This window comes from Lentilactobacillus curieae (genome assembly GCF_000785105.2).
GTDB classification, from domain to species: domain Bacteria; phylum Bacillota; class Bacilli; order Lactobacillales; family Lactobacillaceae; genus Lentilactobacillus; species Lentilactobacillus curieae.
The window spans coordinates 969,026-986,171 of record NZ_CP018906.1; the positions used below are offsets into that span (position 1 = coordinate 969,026).

At 39.4% G+C, this 17,146-nt stretch carries 13 protein-coding genes, 1 rRNA gene and 1 riboswitch; of the genes, 7 read left to right on the forward strand and 7 right to left on the reverse strand.

Features of this window, described 5'->3' with window-relative positions; all coding sequences use genetic code 11:
- Positions 1-43 precede the first annotated feature (43 nt).
- Both rrf and PL11_RS04665 read left to right on the forward strand, forming a co-directional pair.
- Positions 44-160 (forward strand): 5S ribosomal RNA (gene rrf, locus PL11_RS04660).
- Between the two features lie 87 nt (positions 161-247).
- On the forward strand, positions 248-1,525 hold the full coding sequence (locus tag PL11_RS04665) for a cation:dicarboxylate symporter family transporter (RefSeq protein WP_035167711.1): 1,278 nt from the start codon (positions 248-250) through the stop codon (positions 1,523-1,525).
- A 618-nt stretch (positions 1,526-2,143) separates the two neighbouring features.
- Positions 2,144-2,309: riboswitch (M-box (ykoK) riboswitch) on the reverse strand.
- A 57-nt stretch (positions 2,310-2,366) separates the two neighbouring features.
- Here the strand turns inward: PL11_RS04665 and PL11_RS04670 are convergent.
- Complete coding sequence (locus tag PL11_RS04670; protein WP_035167712.1) at positions 2,367-3,881, reverse strand: multicopper oxidase family protein; 1,515 nt, start codon at positions 3,879-3,881, stop codon at positions 2,367-2,369.
- A 97-nt stretch (positions 3,882-3,978) separates the two neighbouring features.
- Here PL11_RS04670 and PL11_RS04675 point away from each other — a divergent pair, with 97 nt between their 5' ends.
- The gene (locus PL11_RS04675) at positions 3,979-4,323 is read left to right on the forward strand and encodes a hypothetical protein (RefSeq protein ID WP_237047521.1); all 345 of its coding nucleotides are present in this window, start codon (positions 3,979-3,981) and stop codon (positions 4,321-4,323) included.
- A 67-nt stretch (positions 4,324-4,390) separates the two neighbouring features.
- Positions 4,391-4,597 carry a hypothetical protein gene (locus tag PL11_RS04680; protein ID WP_052127811.1) on the forward strand — a complete coding sequence of 69 codons (207 nt, stop codon included), beginning with the start codon at positions 4,391-4,393 and terminating at the stop codon, positions 4,595-4,597.
- Positions 4,598-4,649: 52 nt separating this feature from the next.
- Here the strand turns inward: PL11_RS04680 and gndA are convergent, their stop codons facing one another.
- Positions 4,650-6,083: an NADP-dependent phosphogluconate dehydrogenase gene (gene gndA, locus PL11_RS04685; protein WP_035167715.1), complete on the reverse strand. Its 1,434-nt coding sequence runs from the start codon at positions 6,081-6,083 to the stop codon at positions 4,650-4,652.
- A 152-nt stretch (positions 6,084-6,235) separates the two neighbouring features.
- Positions 6,236-7,720, reverse strand: coding sequence for a glucose-6-phosphate dehydrogenase (zwf, locus tag PL11_RS04690; protein ID WP_035167716.1), 1,485 nt, complete (start codon positions 7,718-7,720; stop codon positions 6,236-6,238).
- Positions 7,721-7,981: 261 nt separating this feature from the next.
- Here zwf and PL11_RS04695 point away from each other — a divergent pair, with 261 nt between their 5' ends.
- Positions 7,982-8,761 (forward strand): Ig-like domain-containing protein, encoded by a 780-nt coding sequence (locus PL11_RS04695; RefSeq protein ID WP_035167717.1) that lies wholly within the window; start codon positions 7,982-7,984, stop codon positions 8,759-8,761.
- Positions 8,762-8,944: 183 nt separating this feature from the next.
- Complete coding sequence (locus PL11_RS04700; protein WP_035167718.1) at positions 8,945-10,132, forward strand: MDR family MFS transporter; 1,188 nt, start codon at positions 8,945-8,947, stop codon at positions 10,130-10,132.
- A gap of 49 nt (positions 10,133-10,181) precedes the next feature.
- Here PL11_RS04700 and nrdI read toward each other — a convergent pair whose 3' ends face one another.
- The 3 genes from nrdI to PL11_RS04715 form a co-directional block, all read right to left on the reverse strand.
- A complete protein-coding gene (nrdI, locus tag PL11_RS04705) occupies positions 10,182-10,634 on the reverse strand; it encodes a class Ib ribonucleoside-diphosphate reductase assembly flavoprotein NrdI (RefSeq protein ID WP_035167719.1) in 453 nt (150 codons plus the stop codon).
- 94 nt (positions 10,635-10,728) lie between these two features.
- Positions 10,729-13,818: a YfhO family protein gene (locus tag PL11_RS04710; RefSeq protein ID WP_035167720.1), complete on the reverse strand. Its 3,090-nt coding sequence runs from the start codon at positions 13,816-13,818 to the stop codon at positions 10,729-10,731.
- Between the two features lie 109 nt (positions 13,819-13,927).
- Positions 13,928-15,295, reverse strand: a complete 1,368-nt coding sequence (locus PL11_RS04715) for a hemolysin family protein (RefSeq protein ID WP_035167722.1) — start codon at positions 15,293-15,295, stop codon at positions 13,928-13,930.
- A gap of 158 nt (positions 15,296-15,453) precedes the next feature.
- Here PL11_RS04715 and PL11_RS04720 point away from each other — a divergent pair, with 158 nt between their 5' ends.
- Positions 15,454-15,774, forward strand: a complete 321-nt coding sequence (locus tag PL11_RS04720) for a hypothetical protein (RefSeq protein ID WP_035167723.1) — start codon at positions 15,454-15,456, stop codon at positions 15,772-15,774.
- 241 nt (positions 15,775-16,015) lie between these two features.
- On the opposite strand, the gene PL11_RS04725 is transcribed toward PL11_RS04720, so the two are convergent.
- A complete protein-coding gene (locus PL11_RS04725; protein ID WP_035167724.1) occupies positions 16,016-17,146 on the reverse strand; it encodes a hypothetical protein in 1,131 nt (376 codons plus the stop codon).

Here is a 17,146-nt window from a genome sequence, read left to right on the forward strand (position 1 = left end):
TATTAGCTAGTTTTGAGAGAACAAAGTTCTCTAAAGTAAATAGTGTGGTGGCGATAGCCTGAAGGATACACCTGTTCCCATGCCGAACACAGAAGTTAAGCTTCAGCACGCCGATAGTAGTTGGGGGATCGCCCCCTGCAAGGGTAGGACGTTGCCACGCAAATCAAGTCTTCGATAGTTTTACTATCGAGGGCTTTTGTTTTATATTTATATAGTATGGAATTTTTTAGATTGGATGGGAGAAATCATGAAGAAGTACAAGCAGTACCGTCTGTCCTTGGGCTGGCAAATTATGATCGGGCTAGGACTAGGAATTGTATTGGGAGTCGTATTTTACGGTAACCAAGTTGCCATCACTACGATGCAGAATATTGGAACAATGTTTATCAGCTTGATTCAGATGATTGTTTTGCCAATTGTTGTATCTTGTTTAACCGTCGGAATTGCAAGCATTGGCGATATAAAAAAGCTTGGCCGCGTCGGTTTGAAAACATTAGTTTACTTTGAGCTAATGACCACAGTTGCCATTGCTTTAGGTATGATTGTTGCTAATGTATTGCATCCTGGAACCATGATCGATATTCATTCGCTACATAGTTCAGATATTAGTCAGTATATGGCTACTGCCAAAGCTGCTAAGCATTCTGGAATTTGGGAAACACTAATGGGAATTATTCCTACTAATATATTTAGTTCACTTTCAAACGGTGACATGATGCCAGTTATTTTCTTCTCCGTATTTTTTGGACTAGGAATTGCCGCAATCGGAGAAAAGGGAAAGATATTAATAGACGTTCTTCAGTCAGTATCCGAAGTTATGTTCAAAGTTACTAATTGGGTTATGCACGTTGCCCCAATTGGTGTCTGTGCGTTGATTGGAGTTGCACTTGCTGAAATGGGAATTTCGGCGTTGATTCCACTTGGTTACTTTGTAATTATTACTTATGGAACGATGATTGTATTTGTTATTGTTGTCATGGGAATTGTTGCTAAAATCTTTGGATTCAATATTTTCCATTTATTGACGGTAATTAAAGATGAAATTGTGTTGGCATTTTCAACGGCCAGTTCAGAAGCTGTCTTACCTCGAATGATTGAAAAAATGGATAATTACGGTACTAATCAAGGAATTGTGTCCTTTGTTATTCCAACTGGATACACATTCAACCTTGATGGTTCAGCAATCTACCAATCAATCGCTGCGTTGTTCCTTGCACAGGCTTACCACATTCATCTGTCGCTTGGTCAACAGATTACCTTACTAGTTGTTCTAATGGTCACTTCAAAGGGTATGGCAGGGGTTCCTGGTGCCTCATTCGTTGTGCTACTTGCAACTATCTCGACAATTGGGGTTCCAGTTACGGGATTAACTTTCATTGCCGGAATTGATAGATTAGTTGATATGGGACGGACAGCTGTTAACGTGGTTGGTAACTCTCTAGCTACTATGGTAATCGGTAAGTCCGAGCACGAATTTGATCAGGCACGATCGGATGCTTACCTTGCTGAGTTTAAGAAAAAATAAATTGCAAACAAAAAAACACCAACGATATTAACGTTGGTGTTTTTATAATGTTATTTTTGATAATTGGCAGTCTACTTTCAATAATTAGGTTTCCACCCAATTCCTGGAGGTACGTCCCTCAAGATTACCAGTATTATCATTAAATAAAGATTGGCAATATCCACGACTAATGGCGTTTCTCCCCAATTAGTTTCCTAAAAGGTGAAGCGTTTTTCGACTGTGTCGATTGGATACAGTTGCGTCAACAACTTAATAACCAAAACCACCGAGAAATTGCATTAATCGAATTCCCGATACTTCTTCTGGTGTCCTGGGCCAACGGATACGAGAGATTCCCTGTGATGCATTCAACGCAAAGCCGAAAAGCAGGAAATATGAACACCCAGTGAGCTAAGAAGAAATATTAAACTGATGATGGGAAAACCGATTATCACAATTTCTCTGATAACAATTTTAAGAGAAGGTCATGACGACCGATTCTCCCATGGTAGACTGATGCTTAGACGCTCCAGGATCAATAAATTCAGCTGTCATGACTTTCACCTCCGATTAAAAGTTGTGGATCAAATTTTATGAATGAAAAAGCGCCCGACCTAGATTGGCCCGACGCAAATAAACATTGTCAGCCAATCGTTGAGTTTTAGCACTATACAGCGTAGTTAATAATTAACAGCTACGTTAGTTCAAGCCTTATTTTGACTTGAACAGCTGACTCATTGGCGTTTTTCGACGTTTCTGAGCAGTAGCATTTTCTGTATAGGAGCCTCACCTAACAGCCGTATTAAGTTTTCCATTCGTCTATTATCTTAGCATACTAATTTTTAACTGGCAACAAAAAGAATTACATATCCATTCCAGGGATGTTGAGATCCTTACGATCAACTCCGCGCTCTTTAGCAAAGGCGTTCATTAAGGTATCCATATCCATCAGCTTATACTGCTTTGGTTGATCTGGGTCAAAAACTTCAAACTGGGCCATCATTCCGCCATCTTCATGTTCGATGATGTGGCAGTGGTTCATAAACACTCCAAGATGAGTGAACCATACTTTAAGCTTAACCACTTCTCCAGGATTTACACTAACTGTATCTTTTAGTCCCATTTCATTTGGATAAGGAGCATGGCCGTTTCTGGAAATGACTCTAAATTGGGTTCCGTGCATGTGGTAGGGGTGCAACATTCCACTATCTTTATCGTTGGTGTTAATAATGCTCCACACCTCTACGTTGCCTAGCTTTTGCCGGTCATCAATCCGTTGCATATCAAATTTTTTCCCATTCATTTCAACCATCTCATCCATACCTGACATTGCTACTTGGTGAACAGGGGTGTCAGGGGTAATTTCTGGATCTGGGATATCTACTAAGTGTTCAGGTAGCTTTAAATCATGATGGGCAAACTCATGAATCTTGAAAGTCATAATTGCTACGTCGTCTGTGTACAAGGTTACTTCATCACCGGGCTTGTATTTACCAAAATCAACAATGATTTCAGCTCTCTCAGCACACGTTAACATCAAATGGGTAAAGTGGACGGGTGAAGGTAAAATACCGCCATCAGAGGCCACTTGCGTAAATTCAAGGTCATCACTAAAATGCAGTCGCCATTCTCTCCGGTTAGCTCCGTCTAGTAACCGCAGGCGAACTTGCTGAGTGGTAACGTCAAAGTACGGGTTAACAGTTCCGTTGATCAAGGCAGTTGGCCCCTGAACGCCGTCTGGGTCATAGTCAGCCAAGTAGTCTAACTGGTTATTTTCATGAAAGTTTCGGTCTTGTAAGATAACGGGAATATCATCAACTCCGTAATTTCTTGGTAGCGGTAATTTGGCCTCCACATCATCCTTAACAATTACGCCAGTAGCAAGTCCCTTCCATACGTGTTCAGCAGTAGATGGGCATGGATGAGCATGAAGCCAAAGGGTAGCTGCTGGTTGGTCACAGGTAAATTCAATTTCACTACTTTCGCCTGGATAAACTGGGGCATGGCAACCACCATCTGTGATTGGTCCTGGGACATTTAGTCCGTGCCAATGAAAAGTAGTTAATTCTGGTAGTTCATTTTTTAAAGTAACGTGAATATGTTTTCCGTTTTTAAAAACAATTGATTTGCCAAGGTAGTTGGCGTTATATCCCCAAGTCTTAGTTTTCTTTCCTGGTAAAAATTGGGTTTCACCTTCTTGAGCCACTACCGTGTAATACATATCTGTATCAGTCTCTTTATCGGGCTCCAAAATTTCTGGAACGTTTAATTTATTTTCAGCAACGTCTGGCCTAACTAATGGTATGTAGCCACCATCGTGGGTGTTAAATGCAGGTTCATCAAAAAAATAGTCAGTATAAACTTTTTCTGTAGCCATGAAATCTCCCCATTTCTTCAGTATCTATCCCAATTTTACTACTAAATTGTTCAATATAAAATTGCTGTGGCATAATGGAGTTGAAGGAGGTGGCACTGTGGCAAAGAAAGTTAAATTTGATGAATTGAGTGACGACGCGAAAGAACAAGCAGCCTTTGACTTTATCCGTTTTTATTTAGGTCGGTACAAGGTTAACAATTTGGAAATCTTGTCTAGCTATAAAGTCGATTACTTTTTGAATGATATCAATCACTTTATCTTTGAGAATCAGTCGCTCACCCCGAAACAGATCCAAACTGAGCTGTTCCGCAGGTGTGGTAACGAAATTAATAGTGTAATTTCAACGATTGACCCAGAGTATTATGATAGTGGTAATTTGGTTGCTGATACGTGGGATAATTGGTACGAACAAAAGTTTGAAAAGATTCCAGTACACGATTAGTCTTTTGATTATACTTTTTAATTTGTTTTTGCTATGATTTAGTTATCAACAGACAGGGGGAATTGTCATGGCAGACAAGAAGTTACGCTACAAGACAAAAGTTGATTTGAAGCAGTTGATGGTCAATCATTCATTAACAACTTTGAAAGTGCCGACAATTCAAGCTCGGCAACAAGCTCAGCGAATGATTACTGACAATATCGATCAAGGAATCACTCCGTACTACTTAAAAAAAGAAGCCCTCAGTCGTTTGAGCGGCACTCATTATGAATAATAAAAAAACCGTTGAGAATTTCTCAACGGTTTTTGTTTGGTTTAAAAATGTTTTATTGTTCTTCGTACCATGGGTAATGGAAGCTACCTTCACGGTCAACACGTTCGTAAGTGTGAGCACCGAAGTAATCACGTTGTGCTTGCAATAAGTTTGCAGGAACAACTTCTGAACGATATGAATCGTAGTATGAAACAGCAGCTGCAAGTGATGGAATTGGAATTCCAGCTTTTGCAGAAAGAGCAACAACGTCACGTGCTGATTCTTGATACTTTTCACAGATTTCAGTGAAGTAAGGGTCAAGAAGCAAGTTTTGAAGTGCAGGGTTCTTGTCGTAAGCATCAGTGATGTTTTGCAAGAAACGAGCACGGATGATACAACCTGCACGCCAGATCTTAGCCATTTCGCCTAACTTAAGGTCCCATTCGTATTGGTCTGAAGCGGCCTTCATTTGGGCAAATCCTTGAGCATAACTCATAACTTTACCAAAGTAGAGTGCTTCACGAACTTTTTCAACGAGTTCCTTCTTGTCGAAGTCAACGTTGCCTTTAGGAGCAGGAAGTACTTTAGAAGCAGCAACACGTTCGTCTTTGATCATTGAGATGAAACGAGCGTAAACTGATTCAGTGATAAGTGATTGGTCAACACCAACTTCAAGAGCATCTTGTGAACTCCACTTACCAGTACCCTTGTTAGCACCACGGTCAAGAATCATATCAACGATAGGCTTACTCTTGTCATCACCAAGATCATCTTTACGAGTAAGGATGTCAGCAGTAATTTCAATTAAGTAACTTTCAAGTTCGCCTTTGTTCCATTCTTTGAAGATGTCAGCAAGTTCATCAACTGAGTAACCTGCAAGGTTTCTCAAGATGTTGTAACTTTCGTCGATCAACTCTTCATCACCGTATTCGATACCGTTATGAACCATCTTTACATAGTGACCAGCACCGTTAGGGCCGATGTAAGTAACACAAGGTTCGCCATCAGCAGGGGCCTTAGCAGCGATTTGAGTTAAGATTGGTTCAACTAAATCGTATGCTTCTTTTTGGCCACCAGGCATAAGTGAAGGACCTTGAAGGGCACCAAGTTCACCACCAGATACACCCATACCAATAAAGTTGATACCAGATTTATCTAGCTTAGCATTTCTTGCCATAGTATCGTGGAAGTTTGTGTTACCACCATCAATTAAAACGTCACCTTTGTCTAGCAAAGGAATAAGTTCATCGATAACGGCATCAGTTGGCTTTCCAGCCTTAACCATCATAACGATACGACGAGGAGTTTCAAGTGACTTAACGAAGTCCTTGATTGAGTAACTAGGAACTAATTTCTTTTCGCTGTGATCAGCCATTACGTTCTTAGTCTTTGATTCTGAACGGTTATAGATACCAACAGTAAAGCCGCGGCTTTCAATGTTAAGGGCAAGGTTCTTACCCATAACGGCCATACCTACAACACCAATGTTTGCTTTTTGATCAGCCATTGTAATACCATCCTTTGCGTATAAAAAATTGTAAAGTTCGTACAAAAATAGTGTAACACTGCACAAGCGATATGTGAATGGAAAAGATTTTCAAAAAAACGGGTAAATATTTAGTAAAACTGAAAAAATCCCCTCAAATGGGGGATTTTTGATTATTGATTTAATTTGTAAATCCATTCACGGTGGTCACGTGCTAATAATTCATCAGCAGCAACTGGTCCCATTGATCCAGGGATGTAGTTAGGGAACATTGGTTGTTGAATGTCCCAAACGCGACGAATTTGGTCAACAAACTTCCATGCACTGGCAACTTCTGGCCAACTTGAGAAGTTAGTACCGTCACCCTTAAGTACGTCATGAATCAAACGTTCGTATGGTTGTGGAGTTGCTTTAGTACGTTGTGAGTTTTCGTAGAAGTCCAAGTTAACTGGTTCAGTATGGAATCCTTGTTCACCATTCTTAGCGTTAACGACAAGTGAGAATCCTTGTTCTGGTTCGATGTGGATTGTCAATACGTTAGGGCTAAGCAATGTGTTGCCATCTTGTGGGAATGAGAAAATGTCCACTAAAGGCTTCTTAAAGACAACGTCAACTCTGGTGAACTTGTCAGCAAGTTTTTTACCAGTTCTAATGTAGAAAGGAACTCCTGACCAACGGTAGTTATCAAATAATAGCTTACCTGCAACGAATGTTTCAGTGTTTGAATCTGCTGGAACACCATCTTCTTCACGGTATTCTTTGGTCTCACCATCACCAGATGCACTGTATTGGCCGCGAACAAAGTTGGTTGAAGCTTCGGCAACGTTGTAGACACGAAGACTACGCAAAGCCTTAACTTTTTCAGAACGAATATCAGTATCCTTGAAGGCAACAGGTTGTTCCATAGCAAGCAAACTAACGATTTGCATGATGTGGTTTTGAACCATGTCACGAAGGGCACCTGAGTTATCGTAATAACCGGCACGTTCTTCAACACCAAGATTTTCAGCTAATGTAACTTGGATGTTGTCGATGTAACGGTTGTTCCAAAGGGCTTCGAAGATTGTGTTTCCAAAACGAACAGCTTCGATGTTTTGGATCATTTCTTTACCAAGATAGTGGTCGATACGGTAGATTTGGTTTTCTTCAAATGATTCGCTAAGTGCATCATTCAATTCCTTAGCAGATTCGAAATCACGACCGAATGGTTTTTCAATTACAAGACGGTTGAAGCCTTTGCCTTCTGTAAGAAGTCCTTGATTTTTAAGGTTTTTAGCAACAGTACCAAAGAAGTTTGGTGCCATTGAGATGTAGAATACTCGGTTACCTTCTAGCTTGAACTTCTTATCAAGTTCTTCAGCCTTTTCTTTCAAGACTGAGTAATGATCTAGGTCGGTAACGTCATGGGTAACAAAGAAGAAATGCTTGATGAATGATTCAACAAGCTTCTTGTCAACACCCTTTTCAGATACAGATTTTGAAACTGTTTCTCTAAATTTTTCATCATCAAACTTGTAACGAGAAGTACCAATAACGGCAAAATGTTCCTTTAAGTTACCTTTTTTATAAAGGTTAAAGATTGCTGGGTACAACTTTCTAGTTGCTAAATCTCCGGTTGCACCGAAAAGCATAATCAACGAACGTCTTTCAGTTGGCAAAATGTCCACTCCTATCAGTAATTAACTAAGTAAATTGGTATAAATGTCTATACCACTGCAAAAACATTATATAACACATAATTCACTAAAAAAAGGGGGCTAGTGGAATTAGTTCTTAGTTTACCCATAAATATGTAAATCGCTTACAAATTTTCACTTTATTTCTTTAAGAAAAACGTAAGCTACCAAGTATTTGCAGATATTTTTGAAAAAGGTGACTATAATAAAATCTGCAATTTTAATTTGAGGAGTTAATAACTAATGAAAAGATCAAAGTTTTTGGTATTTGCTGTCGCTTTGTTTGCCCTATTGTTTGGTGCCAAAGCCGTCTCTGCCAACTCACTTACGCTAGATATCGATGATGTTTATACAAACTCAACTAGCATCACTGGAGACGCCACAAAGGGTGCCTCAATTATTGTTAGGGATGCTAACAAAAAAGTTTTAGCTAAATCAACTGCTGATTCAGTTAATGGTAAGTTCCAAGTTAACCTAAATAGTAAGTTAAAAGCCTACCAAAAAGTGTACGTTTACGTCCGCGAAGCTAATGATTCATACTTCTACAGAATTATGAACGTTAAGCCAGCATCAAGTAAGGTAACTACTAATCATAGTTCTTCAGCTACTACCAGCACTTCAAATAGTTCATCGAGCAAGACAAATAGTAGCAGTAAAAAGACCTCATCAAGTAAAAGTTCAAAGGTTTCAATTAACACACCAACTGGTACTTGGAAGTCAGGTAACAACGCTGGTTACACAGTGGTAACTAAATTTAATCAATCAACTGGATTAAATCAATACCTTTACTACAACGGTAAATACACTAAGAAGTTGATTAACTACGCAACTTACAAGGTAACTGCTAAAGGTTCATTCTGGAAGATTACTTACCGTCAACGTCATCACAAGACTTACCAAAACATGTACATCAGATTTACTAGCAACAAAACTTTCTGGATCGTAAACAGCAAGAACAAGCCACTAAAGGTTAAGTTTGGTAACGCTCCGGTTCATTACTACAAGTTCGCATTACAAAAGTAAACTAATAAACTCAAGCATCGATTATCTTCAATGGAAGATAGTCGATGCTTTTTTTAATAAGGATGGAAACGAACAATTTGCCAATCAGATAAAAAGTAATAGTTTCAATCAATAATCATTTAGTTTTACAGCCTGGTATGCGAAAATATAAGGAGTGAGTTTATTAGTTAGGAGGAAACAACCGTGATTAAAAAAAGGTCAGAGGTTAATCTAATCTGTGTGATTGCGTGTTCGCTGCTGCTGAATGCTGGGGCAGCCTTTATGTGGCCACTAGTAACGGTTTATATGCATAACTACTTACATAAATCGTTGACTCTGGCTGGGACAACACTTCTTGTGATGTCGTGTTTTATGATGCTTGGGAATTATTTAGGCGGTAAGTTATTTGATAAGTGGTCGCCATACTGGGCAACTATTTTAAGTGTATCTTCATCAACGTTAGCGATTATTATCCTAATTTTCTTTCATGATTGGCCAGTATTTGGAATTATGCTACTGTTCGTTGGCTTTGGTGATGGGGCCTGCATGACGTTATTTAATTCGTTCGCGGCAACAATCAAAAGTCGTTCAACTCGGACGATCTTTAATGTTTTGTACATTGGAACAAACATCGGGGTCGTAATTGGCACGCTATTAGTTGGTTTTCTACTTAAATTTGGGGTAACAACCGTTTTTGCAGTTACATCGTTTTTTTATTTGGCCTTATTAATAATTACCATTACGATGTTCAACGTCGATATTGATAAACGAGCCAGCAAAGAAACCAGTGGCGAATCTGCAGTTGTTGGGATTAAGACTAGGGGAATTGTTATCTCTATCTGTTTAGTTGTCTTGGCAGTTTACCTCTCCTACACTTTGTGGGAAAGCGTGATTTCTGTTCACATGACTTCCTTGGGGATTTCTTTTGAGAAATACAGCTTACTTTGGACCTTAAATGGACTAATGATTGTGTTCTTGCAACCATTCGTTAACAGAATTGGTGAACGGGTCAAATTAAGCACTCAAACTTATGTAGGAACGTTTATATTCGGAATTTCATTTTTAGGACTGATATTTGCACGAGACTATCCAGCTTTTGTCGCTGTGATGGTTGTCACTACGATTGGTGAAATGATTGGTTTCCCAGGGATTCCAGCTTGGATTGATAATTTATCATCGCCCGCTGAACGTGGTAAGTATCAGGGGATGTATAACCTGTTTATGTCTTTTGGTAGGGCAATCGGTCCGCTAATCGGTGGCTTTATTATCGACTTTGCTTCCTATAAGTCGTTATTTGGGTTTGCAGCAGGAATAATCGTTGTGGCAATTGCTGTTTTGATGGTTGTAAATGCGGTTAAACAAAGAAAGTTAAGACGGTTGGAGGGGGAATGAAAAAAGGCGCCATGATGTTTAACATCATGGCGCCTTTTTCCATTATCCCCTACTTGGCATCAACCAAAATCTTATAGATACGTTCAACATCCGCACCGGTTCCTCGCAACTCGTAGTCTGCTAAGAATGGGGCGTTGAACTTCTCTGCATACCGTCTGGCAGTCAAACAGTATTGTTCGTTAAAGTTACGGTTTCCACTACCAATAACTCCCTTAAGCAACCGAGCATTATTACCATAATCAATGTACTCGCCCAAAGCGTTAGTCATCAATTCCTTAACCCCGTTGTCGATTCCGTTACCACCATTTAGGTAAGTTGGAACAAAGGTGAAGAAGGGATCGACTTCGTTATCGAAGTCAGTTTGCTCGCTAATTTCCTTTAATTCGATGGTAGGATTGCTGTCATCCTGGGAATTCATGGATTCTGAATATTCTTTGAGGTTTTTTAAAAATGAACGGGTATTACCCTCAATTGAGATATATAAAATTTTAATTGGTTTCACTGGCTTATCTCCTAATCTAATTCTGGTTACTAGTTAAATATACAGGTAAAAATCAATAAAAAACATCCTTTAATTTTTACCGAATTCGTGATTGTCATTTTCTAACCGCGTGCTTACTTCGCGGCCTTCTTGCTATGACAGCCGAAATGATGCCAATGATGATTAATATTAGTGTGCTAATAATTGAAATAAGTTTACCGAGTTTAGATCCTGGGGTTGTGTATGTCAGTGCGACATCGTGGGTACCGGTTGGTATATTAGCACCAACAAATCCCTTGTTCACAACAAATGTCTTTGCCTGCTTACCGTCAATAGTTAGCTTCCATCCAGTGGAGTAGGGGATGGACGTAACTAAAGTTTGACTAGTAGGGACCGTAGCGGTTCCAGTAACGTGATTATTCTTAACTGTGAGGTTCTTCAACCCATTTTGCTTGAGCTTTTGCAACCGTTGATCATACTGCTTGTTAAATGGCACCGCGACTAATTTAACGGATTTGAACTTGATGTTCTTAACTTGGTTGAACAGCAACTTGATGTTTTTTCTGGCGTTCTTTGAATACCCTAAGTTAAGAACAATGTTGTTAATTTGGCGATAGTTTGAAAGGTTATCGCTATCGTATTGAGCAAATCCAGTGTGATAGCTATTAGTGTATGCATCAAAATTGTAGCCACCAAAAGGCGGATCAGTTAGATTGGTTCTCAAGTTATTGAGCTTTTGAAGCCGAGTATAGAGCTTGTTATCCATTAGTTTTTGGTTTGATAGCCATTGCATTCGATTTTTAAGGCTACCATCTGTTTGATGGATTCCCTTAATTACCAAATACAACTCACTGTTCTTCGTAGACTTAGGATCATTGACGCTTAGCGAATATTGTAGTGGCTTGCCAGTAACATCCGTGGTCATCTCTTTTAGACCGTTACGGTTGTTGTACTCGTTGTTTTCAAGAATCATTCTGTTATCTGCTAAGAGATCCTTAGTCTTCTGGTAATTAGCACCCAGGCTAACCTGACTATGGGGCTGCTTGATCAGTTTGTCTGCGTTGGGATTATCAAGCAGATTCAGTCGGTACTTGGTAAGCTGGTCGCCAGAGTAAATTAATTGACTAGTATCGACATTAACTTGATATTTCAAGTCCTTTTTAGATGACTGATAATTTAGTGGTGATTTGTCCTCTGACTGCTTATCGACAACAGCCCCTTGAGTCATAACCTGTTCTTTGTCGATGGCATCCAACTTGTTAAATTTAGCTGGCGAGATGGTTTTGGGTTGAGTGTACATCAAAGGCAAGGCATTGTCAGATTTATAAATAATCGTTCCGTAAAGATTTTCGATGGCAGGATCTGCATAGGTCCGAGCTTTTGCCTGAAAGACCTTCACTTTACCATTCTTATCCTTTACGGGAGTGTAGCCATAAGGAACCATTGGTTTGTGCTTTGTGTTAGCTTTCGCAAACATGTAACGGACACCCATCAGATTATTTAATGAAGTCCGGTAGTCATTTTGGCCAATGGGAGTATTCATTGAGAATTGACTATTGGCAACTGCTCGAGAGAACTTTCCTAGGTAGCCATTTTGCAACGTTAGGTAAATTGACTCGTCATTGATTCCAGTGTTGATTGAAATGTTGGTGTTGGTATTGGTGTAGTTAGCCAGGTTTTCCAGATTCTTATTATATTGATAGCGAGGAGCCTTTGATGTTCTGAAGAATCCAGGTTGAGCCATTACATACTTCTGGGCATCGTTATAGTAATCCTTTGAAAAACGAGTAGAGAGGCCACGGGCCATCTGCTGCTTTGCCAGGTTAGTTGCATTTGGACTATAGATTCCGACAATGTTAACCGCAACGTTAAGCGAGAATACACAAACCAGTACGACTAAGTTTGTGGTTTTCGACCACTTGAAAAATAACATACATAGAATGGCAATAATCGTTAATAGCAACATTCCGTATTCGATAAAGTCATGGCGTTTCAAGGTCAGAATCATCCCATTATTCACCCAAACAAGTGCAATTAGACCAATACTACTACCAAGTAGCCAATAAACATCTTTTCTAGTTAAGCTATCCAGGTTGTCGATCAAAATCATTGTGGCAAAAGCAAAAAGTAAGTTTGCTAATAAAATCCACCGGTTGGATGGGGTGGATATCGCATTGATAACCGCACCAAACGCTGGAATCATCAGCCCGATAATGATTATTAACAGGTAGATATTTCCCCAAATGTACTTTTTAAAATGAACCAGCATGTACACGATTCCAAGGTAAGACAGCCCGGTAATTCCGATAACCAGCCAGAAGCTCATTGCCCGACCGTTGAGCAAAATTGTGTTTGGCATCTTCAGATAGTATTCGAATGGAAATAATGTCAGCCCATTCGCGAATTTTTGGTGAATTCGAGTGGAGTTAGCAGCAAGTAAAATCGTTGGTAAGAAGATAATTGCTGCCATGCCTAATCCAAGAACTGCAGAACCCACTAACTTCCCAATTGATTTTATAAAATGAAACTCAGGGTTCTTTCTAACGCTAATCAGGCGAACTAGTGTATAAACCACAGCTCCAATTGCTAAAATCCATGCGAAGTAAAAGTTACCGATTAGAGTTAAAAAGACTGCGAGAACTAGGGGAACAAATGATTTATTCTTAAGAACATTATCGACTCCGTATGCCAGTAGTGGGAAGAAAATTAGTGGCAAAATGAAGAATGGGTGGTGCAGTCCGGTCGATAGAGCGTAGCCGTTAAATGCATATGCAATAGCCCCGATTACAGTACTCATTTTTTTGAAGTGATAGTTGTGAGTAAATAACAAGAATGCCAGCCCGGTTGTGTACATCCTCAAAAATACGAGTACCGCGAATCCCGTTTCTATCTGGCTCTTCGGGAATAAAACAATTAGGTAATTGAATAGGTCCCCAGTAACGTAGTACTGAAAGTTAGTGAGGGTATCCGAACCTAACCCAATGTTCCATGCCCAATGTGTAAATCCTTGAGAAGGGTTATTTAAAAAACTGACTAACATGTGTCTGAACTGAACGATAATTGGGTAATGTTGGGCAAGCCCATCAAGTTCCCAAATCATTGATTTGCCGCTCATAAAGAGACAACTAACTATTACACCGACAAACAGCAAAAAGAATGCCGTGTAGATAACGAATGCCGGTGTTTTTTTCCATACAGTTTTCAAAACAAATCCTCCCTAGATATGTATCAAAAAAGAGCAGGAAGGAAGAAACAACTAATGTTCTCCATCTTCCTACTCCTTGGTGGTGTTAGTAAGTACTAAGTAATTATCACTAATCTTGCTTATCTTCTGGTTTGGCTGGTTCTCTAAGCGTAACTTCAAACCAATTGATGAATGAGTTTTCGTAATCGATAATCTTGAAATCAAAGTTATGGAATTGAATAGTGTCGCCGGCCTTTAAATCTGGATAGTTATCAATAAAGTAACCAGCTAAGGTAACCGCATCAGAATCCGTAAACTCAGGAAAATCAACGTGGAAGTAACGTTCGAAATCATGAATATTTAGCTTACCGTTAGCCTGATAAGTACCATTAGGCTGCTTAAAGATGTACTCAGTAAACGAAGGATCAATTTCATCACGAACGGTTCCGAACAGTTCTTCATAGATATCCTTATCAGTAATGATTCCTGACGTTCCACCGTACTCATCAACCACAACAACGATTGGAGTCCGTTTTTTGATCATTTGGTTCAACACTTCAGTGATTGGTGTCATTTCAGGGGTAGTTGAAATGTTTCTCAACAACCGGTCTACCTTAATGCTTGAATTAACCTGTGATTGGCGAATCAAGTCATAGTTATAAACGTAACCTAAAATTTTATCCTTATCATTATCGGCAACAACTGGAATCCGACTAAACTTCTCTTGAAGATACATCTGAATAGCCTCGTGAACGTCAGCTGTAATATCAATAACTTCAAGTTGAGTCCGGTCGATCATGATGTCCTTGGCAACCTTATCATTTAGATCAAATGCCCGTTGCATGTACAAGTAATCATTTTGCTCAAGCTCACCAGTTTTAACCGCATTTTTTGATAGGTTCAAAATTTCTGCTTGTGAAAACTGTTCTGAGTTTTCGTTTGCTACTGGAAGTCCCAACATCTTCACGATTCCGTTAGCTGATACGTTTAATAACCAAACGAATGGGTAGAAGATGACATGGAACCAGTGAAGGGGTGTAGAAATAAAGCTTAGCACCTTCAATGGCATATCAATACTGATGTTTTTAGGAACGATTTCGGTTAACACAACTTCTAAGTAGGTTAAGATAATGATTCCGAGAACAGCACCAATTGCGTGAGCTGTTGCAGGATTGATTGGGGAATTGTGGATCTCCATGATATCAACTAAGACAGTTACAACGAAAGATTCACCAACCCAACCTAAAATAATTCCTGCCAAACTGACACCCACTTGGGTCGTTGAAAGGTATTCGTTAAGATTGGTGACCATGTGAATCTCACGGTCAATCTTCTTAGTTTTCTTCCCCATTTTTTTGCGCCGTTCTTCTAGCGCACTGAGTCTAGATTGTACCAGTGCAAACTCACTGGCAACGAAAAATGCTGCAAAAATAAAAGTGATAATCACGATAATTAAATTAGTTATTATCTGGCCATCGCCCAAAGTAAAATTCCTCATTTCATAAAAATAAATATTTCATACTTCATTATAGTATTGATTAAGATTATACGCTTGTAAAAATTATTTTTTAAGGGTTTTGTAATCAATTCTTTCATTAAACAAAATCTAAAAAAAGTGGTAATCTCTAATTAGATAAATAGTTAGGGGATGTTGATATGGCAGAGGAAACTGCTACTAAACCAAAAATCAACTTTTCCGGCGACCAAGTTAAAAAAGCTGCCAAATTACTAGAAGGTCAAGGATACATTACTAAACTTGATTTTCCAGAGATGAAGGACTACGAATGGACGAAGCAATTCGAACAAGCTGTAGATAAGACTTTCCAAGACAGCAAGGACGATCCATATCTTTATTACGAACGCTTTGACTTTGTCGGTGGGGACATCGACTCGATCATCTTTAATATGGACATCATCAAGTCTCGCGAGCTGGCACTAGAAAAGTTGGCTGAGGTATTGAAAGAAAAAATAGAGTAATTAAGTAAGCTTAAAAATAAAGAGCAGGGAGTGAGACAGAAATCATTGATTTCGTCTTAGCGCCCCAGCAAGAACAACAAGTATTGAATTCTGCGAATAGCAGGATTCAGTCCTGATGTTAATTCGTGTAGCAACTATCTGAATAGAAGAAAAAGATGCCGTTATAATTTCAAAAAGTGAAATTATAACAGCATTTTTTTCGTTAAGCCTTGTTTTGTCGCAACCTGCTTTCTATTTTTAGCTACTGCTTCTTGCCTATAATAAATACATAACTGTTCTCATGAGTACTATCGCTATCTAAACTAGGGCTCTTGATGTTATTGATAATTTGGATTCCCAGTTTATAACCTGACAATGATTTTCGCTTAGCAGCGGTATAACCCGCTTTAGCTAGTCCCTTTTTAATGATTGATAGCTTAGTAGCGTTTGATGCAGATGAATATTTGTACAAACGCTTTTGAATTGCAGAGAATGAGATGAAGTCTGAATATCCATGTGTTGAGACTGGCTCAACGTCGCCATCAATGTCAACATAGCCACCGTAATTGTAAACGGCAATCCTTGATAAACCTAAGTCTGGAGTGCTATTTGGAAATAGTTTGATGATTTCTCTAGCCAGCTTTTGGTTGACCCCAGTCTGCAGGTAATGATTAAAGTCGGTATTGTTAACGAAGTCGTTGATGTGGACAATCTTCATTTTGTCGTGGTTGGGGTTCTTTCCCGCCACGATATTGCTTGCAGGGACGTAGCCACTAACGCGCTTGTTGTTAGTGCCGTCAGCTTCTCCTGAGAGGTAATAATATTTTGTCTTCTTACCATTGTGTTGCATAACCACTGTTTCGCTACGGTACCAGTTGGCACCGGGATAATCCTTTAAATTAGCCCGCTTTTTGGTGTGGCTCCAGTTCCACATGTAGGTGTTCAATTTGTTGTTTTTAATGTGGAAGGTGCCTGCCTGGTTACCCCAATGCTCCTCAATAATTTGGTAGCCTTTGGGACTAAACCCTTTTTTAAGGGCACTGGTGCGGACAAACCCTCTTCTGGATCCGGTCTTATTAGCAATGTCGTAATAGTCTGCGGACTTACCTTTGTTGTAAGTGCGGACTTTTCTATTAACAAACCAAGTAGTGTCAGGATATGACTTTAGGTTAAATACTTTTTTGGTAAATGGTTTAGCCTTTTGGCCCCAATCATCGTTGTACACCCACACACTCTTCTTGAGATTTTTTGTGTGGTAAGCATTTTCGGCGAATGATTGTGAGCTGTACTCTTTAATTACTCTAGTCTTCAAAGCCGCTGAAGCCTGTACCCCACCAAAAGCTGTGAAGGTAAACACGGCCGCAATTAAAATCCGTTTATAAATTCGATTCAT

What these genes read in the sequence shown, in the direction of transcription:
- PL11_RS04720 (WP_035167723.1), top strand. Translation starts at nt 15,454, where the DNA reads ATGGCAGAGGAAACTGCTACTAAACCAAAAATCAACTTTTCCGGCGAC.
- PL11_RS04695 (WP_035167717.1), top strand. Translation starts at nt 7,982, where the DNA reads ATGAAAAGATCAAAGTTTTTGGTATTTGCTGTCGCTTTGTTTGCCCTA.
- PL11_RS04670 (WP_035167712.1), bottom strand. Translation starts at nt 3,881, where the DNA reads ATGGCTACAGAAAAAGTTTATACTGACTATTTTTTTGATGAACCTGCA.
- gndA (WP_035167715.1), bottom strand. Translation starts at nt 6,083, where the DNA reads ATGGCTGATCAAAAAGCAAACATTGGTGTTGTAGGTATGGCCGTTATG.
- PL11_RS04665 (WP_035167711.1), top strand. Translation starts at nt 248, where the DNA reads ATGAAGAAGTACAAGCAGTACCGTCTGTCCTTGGGCTGGCAAATTATG.
- PL11_RS04715 (WP_035167722.1), bottom strand. Translation starts at nt 15,295, where the DNA reads ATGAGGAATTTTACTTTGGGCGATGGCCAGATAATAACTAATTTAATT.
- PL11_RS04680 (WP_052127811.1), top strand. Translation starts at nt 4,391, where the DNA reads ATGGCAGACAAGAAGTTACGCTACAAGACAAAAGTTGATTTGAAGCAG.
- PL11_RS04725 (WP_035167724.1), bottom strand. Translation starts at nt 17,146, where the DNA reads ATGAATCGAATTTATAAACGGATTTTAATTGCGGCCGTGTTTACCTTC.